Consider the following 13,474-nt stretch of genomic DNA (forward strand, 5'->3'; position numbering starts at 1 on the left):
TATGAAAACAGCAGCACGTGTTCTTACTTTTGTATCTGCAGGAGTAGGTATTCTAACAGCATTTATTTGCTTTATTTATTATTCTAATTTCAATGAATTACTTGCTAATTCACAAGTAGATGATCCAAAAGCATTGGATTTAATCGCATTTTTTAAAGGATTATTGCTATTCTTGATTATTGGATGCATAGTTTCTGCAATATATGCTTTTATTGCAGGATCACTTTATTCAAGTGATGCAGATCCAAGTATCAAAAAAGCACTTGGAATTGTAGCAATTATTATTGGTATGATTACAAATACTGCATTACTTTTAGGTGGTATTTTTGCAGTGGTTTCTGCATCAAGAGAAATCTCTACAAAAGAATACCATTCATCTACTATTAACAATAATAGTAATAATGATGATGAATATTCAATTTATAGATAAGTTTTATTTATAATAAAAAAACGGGAGGAAAAGATTATGAAAACAGCAGCACGTATTATTACTTTTGTATCTGCAGGAGCAGGTATCTTAACAGCATTTATTTGTTTTCTATATTTAACTTTATTTACAAAAATATTTGATTTTGCACAATCACAAGAACCTGATCCAAGATTAACGGATTTAGAGGTATTCTATCAAAGATTATTCTTATATTTAATTATTGCAGGCTTAGTTTCAGCAGTAGTTGCAATCATTGCAGGTATTGTTTTTTCAAGTGAAGCAGATCCAAGTGTAAAAAAAGCACTTGGAATTGTAGCTATTATCATTGGTGCCTTCGCAAATACAGTATTACTTTTAGGTGGAATCTTTGAAGTGGTTTCTTCATCAAGAACGATTACTTCAAATAATTATTCATCTTCTAATAAGAATAATAGCGATAATGGTTATACAGTTTATAGATAATTATTATATATAATAGGCTAAGGAGGCTAACAGTTATGAAAACATATAAAATAGGGTGTAGTACATCTAGAAGTGTATGGCTAGCGTTAACTATTCCTTTACTAGCAATTGTAATTATAACCTTAGCTACAGTAAAGAATAGTCCACAGATTATACCCTGGGCTATCGTTTTTGGTATTGCTTTTGGTATTGTTTTAACAGGATTTATTGTATCTAGTATATTTGAAAATAGAAAAACCTTTGCCTTATCTGGTAATTTATCTACTGCAACTATAGAAAAAATAAAAAAGAACCCATTTTCAGAAACATATTCGACAGTATTTTATAAATATAAAAATGAATATGGTGAAGAATGTATTGGAAAATGTAAATTATTTAAAGATTGGGTAGAAATGCTTTATGAAGGTGAGACAATTCCTGTACATGTAAAAGAGAAATATGCAGCATTTGATATGGAAGAAATTACTACCAATAAATATGTTGTAAAGCCTACTATAGTTATTAAAGAAGAAAAAGAAGTATTTGTTGCTCCAAAGGCTTATTGTGAATATTGTAATTCTAAATATGATATTAAATTAGAAAAATGCCCATATTGTGGTGCAGTAAATAAAGCAAAATAAGATATTGTTTTATCATTCATTTATCTGTGCTATAATATTTGGGTATGCTGGATTAGCACAGTTGGTAGTGCAGCTCCCTCGTAAAGAGCAGGTCGTAGGTTCAAGTCCTATATCCAGCACCATAATAGTTATTAAGAGATTGCCTAGGTAATCTCTTTTCTTATCATTAATAAATTATTTTATGATATAATGGTTTTGTATAGGAGGACATTCTTATGGAAAACACAGAAGGAATTAATTTATTAATGGTAGAATATGAAGAAAATGTGAATGTGGTAGCTAAAATTAATACAGAGCTATGTAAGATGTATGGGCTAGAGCATTATTTAACAGAGTTTTCTTCTAATTTAATTAATGCTTTAAATCAATATAAGAGATTTGTAATGCTAATGAATGAAAGAAAAAAGTTTGTTTTAGGATTACTTGATTTTTCTCGTGCTTGTATTGAATTCTTTGAACAAAATAAGGATGTTAATAAATCTAGTCATGATGCAATTGTTGAAAAGATGAATAATTTAATAAAGACAATGAATGTCATTAATGATCAAATTAACAATACATTTCAAGATTCTGTAAAGGATTATTTAAAATAATGAAATATGTAGTTAGAATAAAGGCAGTCTCTGAATGCATGAGAATCAGAAGAGCTGCCCTTTGTTATGTAAGGGCAGAAAATCATACTTATGATATTCATAAGGAGGCACATCCATTAAAGAAGTTTATTAGTATTACTATAAAGGATTCTATGATTATTGTAGATGGTAAGATGGAAGCATTAAAAATAGGAGAGGAAGTATTCTTTTATAAAAAGAATCTAGTGGATACTGGATTAAAAATGGAAGAAGAAATCTTAGTTTTAGGTGCTATGCTAATACCACTAGATATAGAAATGAAGGACCATTATATAGATTTAATTGAAAAAGGGGAAACCTTTGATCAGTGGAATGGCGAAATAGAATATCTTTTAGGAATGATGTATGAGCTTGATTTAAAGGATGATTCCTTAGCTAATGAATGGTATATAAAGGCTAAGGATAAGAAATTTAATTTCTCATTACTCAATATGGATAAGGTATGTTAAGGAGATAGTCATGAAAAGTTATCATAGTTTTAATTTTTTAAAGAAAATATATTTTGTAAGAACTGGTGGTTCTATAGAAGAATTAAACGCAGCTAAATTAATTCAAGAAGAAGTTAAAAGCTTAGGTGGAGAAGCTACTATAGAAGAGTTTTTAGTGGATTATTCTGACATTCAAGAAGCTAAGCTTATTTTTGATGATAAAGTAGAAATTGAATGCAAGGGCTCTGGCTATAGTGGAAATACTCCTAAAGAAGGTATTCATGGTGAGCTTGTATATGTTTCTTCGGATGAAGATTTAAAAATGACAAACCTTGAAGGTAAAGTAATCCTATATCCAGCAAAAAGAGTGCCTCATAAGGTATATATGAAGGCATTAAAGGAAAAAGCAGTAGGCTTTATTACTACTACTGGAGATGTCTATAAAAGCGATAAGGATGTAGATTTAGATCCATATTTAAATAGAGATGCTTATTATAAGGAAGGTATGATTCCTACAGTTATGATAAGAATGAGAGATGCTGAAAAGATATTAGCTAATGAATATAAACGCGTAAATTTAACTTTAATATCAAAAGATTCTAAAAGAAATTCTAGAAATGTTGTCGCAACCATTTTAGGTAGTGATATTAAAGATGAAATGATTACTTTTACTGCTCATTATGATAGTGTTGCCTTTTCAAAAGGCGCATTTGATAATGGTACTGGAGTTATTACTTTATTACAATTATTCCATTATTATATGAATAATAAACCAAGAAGAACCTTAAAATTTATATGGTGTGGTAGTGAAGAAATGGGACTTCTTGGTAGTAAGGCATATGTAGCTATGCACGAAGATGAATTAGATAAGATTCGTCTAAATATTAATGTAGATATGGTTGCAGCAACCATAGGATATGATATTGCTTGTGTTACAGGTGAAACTAATATTATTAATTATATAGAGTATACATCTAAGGAACTAGGGTTCCCAATTCATGTATATCAAGGAGTATATTCATCTGATTCAACTCCTTTTGCAGATAAGGGCATTCCTGCAATTAGTTTTGCAAGACTTGCCAAAAATGGTGGAGCTACAATTCATTCAAAGAATGATATTATTGAAAGATTAAGTGAACCTAATTATATTAAGACATATTCATTTATTATTAATCTTACAAAGAGATGGATTGATGCTATCTATTTCCCAATTGAAAAGAAAATGCCAGATAATATGAAGGATGAATTGGATTATTATTTATTAAGAAAGCCAAGACCTGAAAAGAGGTAGTTTATGAAGGATATTATACTTAAAAGCTCATCTCCAAGAAGAAAGGAATTATTATCCAATATGGGATATTCCTTTACGATTAAGGTATATGATGTAGATGAGACTATGGATAAAGATAAAAGCCCATATTTTAATGTTAAAGCCTTAGGCTTAAAAAAGGCTATGGTTAATAAAGAAATGGATTATGGGGCTATTTTAATAGGTTGTGATACTATTGTTGTATTAGATGATAAGATTTATGGAAAGCCTAAAGATGAAAAGGATGCATATCAAATGCTTAAAAGCTTATCTGGTAAGAAGCACCAGGTAATGAGTGGACTTGCGGTTATATATAAAGAGCATATATATAATGATGTTGAAGTATCTGATGTTTATTTTAAAGAATTAAGCGATAAAGATATTTATGATTATATAAGCACCGGGGAATGCTTTGGAAAAGCAGGTGGATATGCTATTCAAGGGATTGGTATAAGATTAATTGATCATTATGAAGGATCCTTAAATAATATCATTGGGCTTCCAACAGAAAAGCTTGAAAAAATATTAGGTGAAATCAATGGAATGGAAAATTAGAGATATTACAATACCTAATCAGCTAGTATTAGCGCCTATGGCAGGTAATACAAATGAAGCATTTAGAATCATTTGTAAAGAAATGGGCTGTGGCCTTGTAATGGCTGAAATGGTATCGGATAAAGCAATAGGCTTTAAAAATGTAAAAACCTTAAAAATGACAAAGGTAAATCCTATTGAGCATCCTATTTCTATGCAAATCTTTGGGGCAGATATAGAATCACTAGTAAATGCAGCTAAATTTATTGATTTACAAAGTGATGCAGATATTATTGATATTAATATGGGATGCCCTGTAAATAAGGTTGCAAAGAAAAGTGGTGCAGGAGCATTCCTTTTACAAGACCCAGCAAAGGTTTATGAAATCGTAAAGGCGGTAGTAGAGGCTGTATCTAAGCCAGTTACAGTTAAAATTAGAATTGGTTGGGATAGTGACCACATTAACTGTGTTGAGGTTGCAAAGCTAATAGAGGAGGCTGGAGCCTCTGCAATTACAGTTCATGGTAGAACAAGAAGCCAAATGTATTCTGGTAAAGCCGATTGGGATTGGATTAAAAAGGTCAAAGAGGCAGTATCTATTCCTGTAGTTGGCAATGGAGATATTGTAGATATTGAATCTGCAAGAAAAATGCTTGAATATACTGGCTGTGATGCGATTGCAATCGCAAGAGGAGCCTTAGGTAATCCTTTCCTATTTAGAGAAATAAAGGCTGCGTTAGATGGAAATGATATTCCAGCAAGACCAACCCATGAGGAATTATATGATACAATTGTAAGGCATTATCATTTATTGTTAGAGCTTAAGGGAGAACATCTTGCGATGCTTGAAATGAGAAGCCATGTGGCTTGGTATTTAAAAGGAATGCCTGGGTCAGCTAAGGTAAAGGATGAATGTAATCATCATACAAATTTTGATGAGGTATTAGCTATATTAAGAGAGTATTTAAATATTCAAGAATAGTATAATTATTGACATTATAAATTAAAGAGAGTAGTATAAAAACAGCATTATTTTATATGAAGGAGGGAGAAAAAATGAAAAAGAGAATTATAGGAATTACATTAGCAATGGGCGCTCTATTACTTGCAAGCTGTGGAGGGAACGATTCCAAAAGAGATACATATGTAGAGGTATTAAATCAGTGTAATAAAAAGCTTCAGGAATCTAGCGATACAAAGCTTGCCTCTAGTATTTCAATGGATAATTTTTCGTTAAGTAAAACAGATACAGGTGATATTACAAGCACAAGAACATTCGTTCATTATATGTCTTTATTATATAAAAATCCAAATTTTAAAATAACAGAAGATGCTGTTTCGGTAGATTCAGATTATGTTAAAAATGGGAAAGTTCTTCAGGATAACGAAATTACTATTTTAGGAAAAATGGAAGAAGAATCAGGGCTTGTAAACTTTGAACTTTATGGCACATGTACAAATATGTACTCGGAACCACGTTATTTCTATTTTATGTTTGAAATTCATTTTGATTTCACAAAGGGTATTTTGAATGACTTTGACACGTATGTTTATTATGTTGAAAATGGGGATTTAGATAAGAATAACCCGTATGTAAATCGCTATATGGATGGTAATCTCTACTATGGTTTAACAGATGAAGAGCATTCTATGGTATTTTATGACTATGTGAATACAAATTATTGGGGCAAACATAAGGAAAGCTTGAAGAACGCAGAGAAGATTGGTGATTTCTCTTATGAATATACTAAGGCTACAAATGATATCCTTGGTGAGGATTGGCTAAAAGTAAACTAAAAAACAATTTATATGGTGAATAAAGAAGAATTATAGGATTGACGAAACTAAAGTCAATCCTTTTCTTTTTATAAATTCATGGATATTTCAGCCAAAATCTTTATTTTTGTATTCAAAAACTATCAACGAAAAATTTTCGTAAAACTTTCATAACATTTTCAGCCTCTTTCATGTTGCATTGTTTGTTAAATATGGTATCATTAAATTGTGATAGGCTAACTCTCACTTTGATAGCAAGACTTTTAAATGAAGAGATGGCCAGAACTATGGTAAGGATGGTGGTTATATGAACAAAATGAAGGACAAGGCTAAAGCGTTTATTATTGATGAAGCCTGTAGAATGTTCCTTCAAAACTCTATTGCAGGTGTTACAATGAGTGATATTGCTAAAGAAGTAGGAGTAGGAGATGCAACAATGTATCGCTACTTTGGCTCTAAGCAAAAGATTATTATGAGTGTAGCTGTTAAGCTTGCGAAGGAAGTATATGAGAAATACTTCCAAGATCAAGGAAATAAAACAGGCTATGAAAAGATTAAGGATTTTTATTATTCCTACCTTGAGGTTTTCAAAAATCATAATTCTTATTTCGCATTCGTAAGAGAGTTTGATGCATTCTTCTTAACAGAAGCCAAAGAAAAGGTTGATTACGAGCAAGAAATTGACCTATTTAAAAATAAGTTCGTGGAAGCTTATGTTTGGGGTGCACAGGATGGCACAATCAAGAAAATAGATAATGTTGAATTATTCTATTATTCCACAACACATGCTTTATTAAATCTTTGTAAGACATTATCTTATAGTGGTGCATTAATTAGCCAAGATGAGAGAACATCTAAAGAAGATGAAATAAAGACATTAATTGATATCTACTTATATAGAGTAGCTAACAAGTAATTTTTATTTTAAAAAAAACAAAGGAGTCAAAAACATGAAAACAAGAAGATTAACAAAAAAAGAAATGTGGATTTTCGCTATTGGTCAGCTAGGTTGGTCAATTCTATCTGGTATTATTAGTGCATGGTTAGTAGCATTCTACTTACCTACAAAGGATAAAACAAATCCAGTGTACTTCTCAGATACAACACTTAATTTCTACACATTAATTACGCCAGGCTTAATTATTGGTGGCTTCTTAACAATTTTAGGTTTAATTACTGCACTTTGTAGAGTATGGGATGCAGTATCAGACCCATTAGTTGCAAATTTAAGTGATAATTCAAAGAATCCTAAGGGAAGAAGATTCCCATTCATGAAGTTTGCAGCAATTCCATTTGCAGTTGTAACAATTTTAATTTTCATCTGTCCATCACTTATTTCTGGTGGTACTGAGCCAACTGGTTGGAATGTTGCTTGGGTTGCAGTTATGCTTGTATTATTCTATACATTTATGACAATTTATTGTACTCCATATAATGCATTAATTAGTGAATTTGGTAAGACTCAGGAAGATAGAATGAATATTTCTACATATATTTCATTAACATTCTTCGCTGGTACATTAATTGCTTATTTACCATTCGTATTCTCTGGTATTGTTAGAGGATTTGGCGTTGGTTATTATTGGAGCTATGTAATTTGTTTTATTCCACTTGTAATTATTGCATGCGTTTCAATGCTAATTCCTACATTATTATTAAAGGAAACAGACTTTGTTGAACCAAAGCCAGCTGGAACTAATGCATTTAAGTCATTAACTACTACATTTAAGAATAAGAACTTCTTAGTATTCTCTGGTTCTGATGTTATGTATTTCATTGGTTTAACATTATTCCAGACAGGTTTACCATTCTTCGTTAAGGTTACAATGGGTCTTGACGAGTCTTGGACAATGTATCTACTTGGTGGTATGACTGTATTATCTGCAGCATTCTATCCAGTTGTATCTAAGCTAGTTTCTAAGTGGGGTAAGAAGAAGCTTGTTATTGCTGGTTTCTTAGGCTTAGCAGTAGCTTATGTTTTAGCAGCATTAGCTTATCCTATTACTCATAATGAAAATTCAGCATTAAGCTACCTTGTAGGCTTTGGTGTAGTTGTAATCGCAGCATTCCCAATGGCATTACTTGGTATCATTCCACAGTCAATCGTTGCCGATGTTGCAGAACAGGATTCTATCGTTACAGGCGAAAAGAGAGAGGGTATGTTCTTCGCAGCAAGAACATTCGCTATGAAGCTTGGTCAGTCTATCGCAATGCTAGTATTTACTTCATTAGCTGTAATTGGTGCTGATCATGTTGATACAGCTTCTAATGATATTTCTGCACACCACATTGGTGTAACAATCGTTGCAATCGTTGCAGTAGTATTCTGTTTACTTGGTGCAGCTATTCTATTCTTCTATAATGAAAAGAAGGTTATGAAGACTATTGCTGATCATCAATTAGAAGAGGGTTTAATTACTGAGGCAGAAGAAAAAGAATTAGTTGGCGAAGAAGAGGCTGTTGATGCTCCAGCTGAAGAAGCTACTGAAGTTGAAGAAGCTAAAGAAGAAGTTACTGAAGAATAACTAATTTTTCAAAAACAAGGATGGAGGAGCAAATATGAAGTTTGAAATTACTTATCAGCATAATGGTAAGACATTTACAACAAAATCAAATGATACAATGGTTGAGGTTATAGCTAAAGAAGAGGGAGTAAGAAATCAGCTTAGCCTTAAGGCTAATGAAAATATTACAGTTAAAGAAGCTAAGGTTTTCTTAGATTTTACTTTTAAGGAATCGGATGCCTTATTTTGTAATGGATATCAGTCTTGTACAGATACACAGGAATTTGGTATTCATGATAAATTAAATAACTTAAAACAAATCCCAGGATTTGGTGTTAAAATGTTCTCTTTCAAAAGCTATGGAGATATTGCATTCTATGAATATCAAAAGAATGTATTACATGGCTGGGATGTTGGATATATCCGTGGAGATGAGAACTTATTCATTGGAAATAATAATTATGAGTGGGCAGGCATGATTATTGAATTTCATGTTACTGAAAATCAAATTGTATTAGTATTAGATATTAATAATGTTAAGCTTTCTTCTAACGAAGAGAAGTTATTCTTCGATTTCAATTTAGAAAAGTTTGATGATTTAAATAATTTAGAATATTTTAAGAAGTTTAGTCCAAGAACAACAAACAAGCTTGTTGGTTATTCTTCTTGGTATAACCATTTTGATAAGGTTAATGAATCTATTTTAATTGAAAACCTTCGTGCTGTAGATAAGAACCACTTCAATCTATTCCAGATTGATGATGGTTATGAATCTGCAGTAGGTGATTGGAAGGTTTGTAATCATGAAAAATTCCCTAATGGCTTAAGAAGCGTAGTTGAAAAGATTCATGAAAAAGAATTAATGGCAGGTATTTGGGTTGCACCATTCGTTGCCCAAGAAGGCTCTAAGCTTTTAGCTAACCATCCAGGATGGTTTAAAAAGGATTCTGATGGAAAGATGATTAAGTGTGGCTCTAACTGGGGTGGATTCTATGCACTTGATTTCTACAATGAAGAAGTTAAGGCTTATATTAAGGAAGTATTATTATACTTTAAGAATTTAGGCTTTGATTATTTCAAGCTAGATTTCTTATATGCAGTATCCCTACCTTTATATGAAGGTAAGAATAGAAGCCAGGTAGCTTGTGAGGCATACCGCTTCTTACGTGAGGTTTTAGGTGATTCTCTAATCTTAGGTAATAGCTGTATTATGGCACCTGCATTCGGCGTATTTGATTTTGTACGTGTTGGACCATCTGTAACTACAGAATGGGATGATTCTTGGTTAATGAGAAAGATGCATCGCGAAAGAAATTCCACAAAGCATACGATTTTAAATACAATTTCTAGATCCATTTTCAATGGTAAGGTATTCTTAAATGACCCAGATGCATTCTTATTACGTAAGGATATTGGATTAACTTATGATCAAAAGAAATCCTTAGCTACAATCAATGCATTGTTTGGTTCTGTATTAACAACATCAGATGATATTACAACATATGATAGATTATATCCAAATTATGATAAAAAGGCTGCAGCTGTACTTGAGCAGACTCTAGAGCTTCAGAAATCTGCAAAGAATGTTTCCTTCGTTAAGAAGGGTAACCTTATTGAGATTTCTTATGAATTAAATGATTCTACTCATGTATTTATGTATGATCCTGAAACAGGAAACAGCCAAGAGAAAAAATAAAAACAAAGGAGATAAATTATGAAATTAGCATATACCATTAAGGGAGTTCTATTTCAAACAGAGAAAAGTGATGATGCTGTTGAGATTAATGTAGCTACAAAGCAAAATAGAACTACAGTTATCTTAAAAGCAAAAAAAGAGATAAAGATTGAATCTATAGAACTAACTGAACCATATGCATATAATCCCAATGACTTAGTATTTGTTAATGGATACCAGTCTTGGACAGACACAAAGGAATTTACTGTAAAAGAGAATCTAAAGAATATTTATAAGGTTCCTAAGTTTTTAGTAAATAAGTTTGCCTTTGATAAATATGGAGATGCTCCTTTTAAGAAATATCGCAAGGGTGTATTACATGGCTTTGATTATTCTTATATTCGTGGAGAAAAGCCAGTATTTATTGGATCATATAACTCAAGGAATGCTTATTTAATTATTAATCATGAGCTAAAGAAGAATCAGATTACTCTTGAGGCTGATTGCAAAATCACATTAACTCAGGGTGATGAATTCACTGTCTTTGATTATGCAATGGTTTATGGAGATTTAGATAAAACCATAGAGGCATTCTTCCCTAAGAAAATGGAAGATAAGAACATCTTTGGATACACTTCTTGGTATAACCATTATCAAAATATTACAGAGGATATCATTTTAGATAACCTAAAGAATATTGACCCTAGATTTGATTTATTCCAAATCGATGATGGCTATGAGCAGTTTGTTGGTGACTGGTTAAAGGTAGATAAAGTTAAATTCCCTAACGGACTTGAAGGAATTTGTAAGCAAATTCTAGATAAGAATGTAACTGCAGGTATTTGGCTTGCGCCATTTGTAGCTGAAGAGAAGAGTGATTTATATAAAGAACATCCGGATTGGTTATACAAGGATAAGGAAGGAAACCCTATTAAGTGTGGATCTAACTGGAGTGGATTCTATGTATTAGATATTTATAATGAGAATGCTAAAGCATATATTGTAGAATGCTTAACTCATTATAAGGAAATGGGCTTCCGTTTCTTTAAACTAGATTTCTTATATTCTGTTGGAATGATTGAAAGAGAAGATAAGACTCGTGCTCAAATTACAGAAGATGCATATCAGCTAATTGTAGATACTTTAACAGATTGCAAGGTATTAGGATGTGGTGCTATCCCATCAAATTCTGCAGGTAAGTTTACTTACTTAAGAATTGGACCAGATGTTTCACTTATTTTTGATGACGTTTGGTTTATGAGATTCTTCCATAGAGAAAGAATCTCTACAAAGGTAACATTACAAAATACGATTTATAGATCTATTTTTGCTAGAAGCTTATTCTTAAATGATCCAGATGTATTCTTATTAAGAGATAACAATATTAGTCTTTCTAAGGAGCAAAAGGAAGCTTTAGCAACTATTAATGCATTATTTGGTAATGTATTAATGACTTCAGATAATCCTGGAGATTATGATGAGGAAAGAAAAGAAGTATTAACTAAGATTTTACATATTAATCAAGATGCTAAGAATAAGAAATATAGTAGAAATGGTGATTTAATTAATATTTCTTATGAATTAGATGGAAAAGTAATAAATAAGGTTTATGATACACAAAGAGGTGTTTTCAATGAGTGATAAGACAAGTGTGATTTTTGGCAATCCAATAGATAAAAAGACAATTAAGGCTGCAGAAAAATCCAAAAAGAAATATATAAAGAAATATGGCGATGATACAAATAAGGACTATAAGCTTGGATTTGAGGATATTCCTACCCTAGATTTTATGGGCTGTAAGAATTTAGTGTTCAAGGATAAAGTAGAAAGCCTTGGAGAAAAGCCTCTTATTGTAGGTAATATTCGTATGGGCTTTGGTCATTATAGAATTTCTATCGCTATGGCATCCTGTGCTAAAGCCTTAGGCTTTACACCATATTGGTTAAATTTAGCAGGCTTTGATGCCACTGGATCTAAAATGATTCAAGAACAGAATGCAATGTATTCTTTAGCTTCTCGCTTATCTCAAAAATCTCATTTATTTAATCATTTTGTATGGGAGCCATTAAATAGCGAGGGCTTCCGTAAGTTAACATATAATGCTAAGGATCAGAAGAATTCTGAATTACTTGCTCCAATCATTAAATCCTTACCAAAGGATACTCCATATATTGCAACTCATGTATGGCCAAGCCAGGCTGCAATTCATGCAGGTATGACAAATGTAGTTAATGCTATTCCAGATAACTGGCCTATGGCACTACATTTATCTGAAGGTGCAATTCATACAGTACAAACTCCATTTGCTTACTTCGGATATAAGATGATGAATGGCTTTGCAAAAACTCCACTTAAGGGTATTCCAGAATCTGAAATTCAAATGGTTGGAAGATATATTGACCATGAATTATTAGTAAATCTAGAAGAAGATAACCAAAAGAGAATTGATAGAGTTACTAATGGAAAACCTATTAGAATCTTACTTACCGTTGGTGGCGCAGGTGCTGGTTTTGATATGTTCTTAGCTATGGTTAAGCATTTAATTCCTTATGTAAAACAGGAAAAGGTTGCATTATTCATTAATTTTGGCGATCACCAGGATGTATATGAAAAAATGCAAAAGAAGATTAGTATTGAAGATAAAACATACTTTAATAAGTATGATGAATTTAAGGAATTTGTAAAAGCATTAAGAAATAATGATGCACATGGCGTATACGCTATTTGCAATAATGATATCTTCCAGGCAGTATACGCAACAAATTTATTAATGCCTGAATGTGATATTTTAGTTACTAAGCCTAGTGAGCTTGCATACTACCCAATTCCAAAGGTATTTATGAGACATATTGGTGGTCACGAGGTTTATGGAGCAGTAAACTCTAGTGAACTTGGTGATGGTACATTTGAATGCCCAACAGAAGAAACCGTAAACGGAATGCTAGATCGTCTACTTATGGATAAGGAATTAATTATTCATATGTGCAAACGTATTGACGAACTAAAGAAAACCGGTTATTATGATGGTGCATACAAGTGTGTTAAGCTTGCAGCAGGTATAAAAGAATAGAATAAGAATTACCCGGCATTGACCGGGTAATCTC

Annotated in this window: 14 protein-coding genes and 1 tRNA gene; all 15 read left to right on the top strand. The window is 31.9% G+C overall.

Translation table 11 applies throughout. The features are described 5' to 3' along the window. The first annotated feature begins 1 nt into the window (after position 1). The 15 genes from EI71_RS02005 (at position 2) to EI71_RS02075 (ending at position 13,440) form a co-directional block, all read left to right on the top strand. Positions 2-430: a DUF4064 domain-containing protein gene (locus EI71_RS02005; RefSeq protein ID WP_119015578.1), complete on the top strand. Its 429-nt coding sequence runs from the start codon at positions 2-4 to the stop codon at positions 428-430. A gap of 36 nt (positions 431-466) precedes the next feature. After that, positions 467-892, top strand: coding sequence for a DUF4064 domain-containing protein (locus tag EI71_RS02010; RefSeq protein WP_119015579.1), 426 nt, complete (start codon positions 467-469; stop codon positions 890-892). A gap of 35 nt (positions 893-927) precedes the next feature. Further along, positions 928-1,512, top strand: coding sequence for an O-antigen ligase family protein (locus tag EI71_RS02015; protein WP_119015580.1), 585 nt, complete (start codon positions 928-930; stop codon positions 1,510-1,512). A gap of 46 nt (positions 1,513-1,558) precedes the next feature. After that, positions 1,559-1,634, top strand: a tRNA-Thr gene (locus tag EI71_RS02020). Positions 1,635-1,727: 93 nt separating this feature from the next. Then, entirely contained in the window at positions 1,728-2,105 is a 378-nt protein-coding gene (locus tag EI71_RS02025; RefSeq protein ID WP_119015581.1) for a hypothetical protein, read from the top strand. Then, positions 2,105-2,593, top strand: a complete 489-nt coding sequence (locus EI71_RS02030) for a hypothetical protein (RefSeq protein WP_119015582.1) — start codon at positions 2,105-2,107, stop codon at positions 2,591-2,593. Before EI71_RS02025 ends, EI71_RS02030 begins: the two co-directional genes overlap by 1 nt. Positions 2,594-2,603: 10 nt before the next feature. After that, on the top strand, positions 2,604-3,863 hold the full coding sequence (locus EI71_RS02035; protein WP_119015583.1) for a M28 family metallopeptidase: 1,260 nt from the start codon (positions 2,604-2,606) through the stop codon (positions 3,861-3,863). A 3-nt stretch (positions 3,864-3,866) separates the two neighbouring features. Next, positions 3,867-4,436 carry a Maf family protein gene (locus tag EI71_RS02040; RefSeq protein ID WP_119015584.1) on the top strand — a complete coding sequence of 190 codons (570 nt, stop codon included), beginning with the start codon at positions 3,867-3,869 and terminating at the stop codon, positions 4,434-4,436. After that, positions 4,420-5,397, top strand: a complete 978-nt coding sequence (gene dusB / locus EI71_RS02045; RefSeq protein ID WP_119015585.1) for a tRNA dihydrouridine synthase DusB — start codon at positions 4,420-4,422, stop codon at positions 5,395-5,397. Before EI71_RS02040 ends, dusB begins: the two co-directional genes overlap by 17 nt. Before the next feature lie 74 nt (positions 5,398-5,471). Beyond that, the gene (locus EI71_RS02050; protein WP_119015586.1) at positions 5,472-6,212 is read left to right on the top strand and encodes a hypothetical protein; all 741 of its coding nucleotides are present in this window, start codon (positions 5,472-5,474) and stop codon (positions 6,210-6,212) included. A 286-nt stretch (positions 6,213-6,498) separates the two neighbouring features. After that, on the top strand, positions 6,499-7,107 hold the full coding sequence (locus EI71_RS02055; RefSeq protein WP_119015587.1) for a TetR/AcrR family transcriptional regulator: 609 nt from the start codon (positions 6,499-6,501) through the stop codon (positions 7,105-7,107). A 34-nt stretch (positions 7,108-7,141) separates the two neighbouring features. Beyond that, the gene (locus EI71_RS02060) at positions 7,142-8,716 is read left to right on the top strand and encodes an MFS transporter (RefSeq protein WP_119015588.1); all 1,575 of its coding nucleotides are present in this window, start codon (positions 7,142-7,144) and stop codon (positions 8,714-8,716) included. Positions 8,717-8,750: 34 nt separating this feature from the next. After that, positions 8,751-10,391: a glycoside hydrolase family 36 protein gene (locus EI71_RS02065; protein WP_119015589.1), complete on the top strand. Its 1,641-nt coding sequence runs from the start codon at positions 8,751-8,753 to the stop codon at positions 10,389-10,391. 18 nt (positions 10,392-10,409) lie between these two features. After that, positions 10,410-12,011, top strand: coding sequence for a glycoside hydrolase family 36 protein (locus tag EI71_RS02070; protein WP_162849686.1), 1,602 nt, complete (start codon positions 10,410-10,412; stop codon positions 12,009-12,011). Next, positions 12,004-13,440, top strand: coding sequence for a DUF6937 domain-containing protein (locus EI71_RS02075; RefSeq protein WP_119015591.1), 1,437 nt, complete (start codon positions 12,004-12,006; stop codon positions 13,438-13,440). Before EI71_RS02070 ends, EI71_RS02075 begins: the two co-directional genes overlap by 8 nt. The last annotated feature ends 34 nt before the right edge of the window (positions 13,441-13,474 follow it).

Source organism: Anaeroplasma bactoclasticum, assembly GCF_003550015.1.
GTDB classification, from domain to species: Bacteria; Bacillota_I; Bacilli_A; order Acholeplasmatales; family Anaeroplasmataceae; genus Anaeroplasma; species Anaeroplasma bactoclasticum.

Bases quoted from the DNA above. Each gene is read 5' to 3' on its own strand.
- EI71_RS02075 (WP_119015591.1), top strand. From the start codon at position 12,004: ATGAGTGATAAGACAAGTGTGATTTTTGGCAATCCAATAGATAAAAAG.
- EI71_RS02015 (WP_119015580.1), top strand. From the start codon at position 928: ATGAAAACATATAAAATAGGGTGTAGTACATCTAGAAGTGTATGGCTA.
- EI71_RS02070 (WP_162849686.1), top strand. From the start codon at position 10,410: ATGAAATTAGCATATACCATTAAGGGAGTTCTATTTCAAACAGAGAAA.
- EI71_RS02040 (WP_119015584.1), top strand. From the start codon at position 3,867: ATGAAGGATATTATACTTAAAAGCTCATCTCCAAGAAGAAAGGAATTA.
- EI71_RS02035 (WP_119015583.1), top strand. From the start codon at position 2,604: ATGAAAAGTTATCATAGTTTTAATTTTTTAAAGAAAATATATTTTGTA.
- EI71_RS02010 (WP_119015579.1), top strand. From the start codon at position 467: ATGAAAACAGCAGCACGTATTATTACTTTTGTATCTGCAGGAGCAGGT.
- EI71_RS02005 (WP_119015578.1), top strand. From the start codon at position 2: ATGAAAACAGCAGCACGTGTTCTTACTTTTGTATCTGCAGGAGTAGGT.
- EI71_RS02050 (WP_119015586.1), top strand. From the start codon at position 5,472: ATGAAAAAGAGAATTATAGGAATTACATTAGCAATGGGCGCTCTATTA.
- EI71_RS02060 (WP_119015588.1), top strand. From the start codon at position 7,142: ATGAAAACAAGAAGATTAACAAAAAAAGAAATGTGGATTTTCGCTATT.
- dusB (WP_119015585.1), top strand. From the start codon at position 4,420: ATGGAATGGAAAATTAGAGATATTACAATACCTAATCAGCTAGTATTA.
- EI71_RS02065 (WP_119015589.1), top strand. From the start codon at position 8,751: ATGAAGTTTGAAATTACTTATCAGCATAATGGTAAGACATTTACAACA.
- EI71_RS02030 (WP_119015582.1), top strand. From the start codon at position 2,105: ATGAAATATGTAGTTAGAATAAAGGCAGTCTCTGAATGCATGAGAATC.
- EI71_RS02025 (WP_119015581.1), top strand. From the start codon at position 1,728: ATGGAAAACACAGAAGGAATTAATTTATTAATGGTAGAATATGAAGAA.
- EI71_RS02055 (WP_119015587.1), top strand. From the start codon at position 6,499: ATGAACAAAATGAAGGACAAGGCTAAAGCGTTTATTATTGATGAAGCC.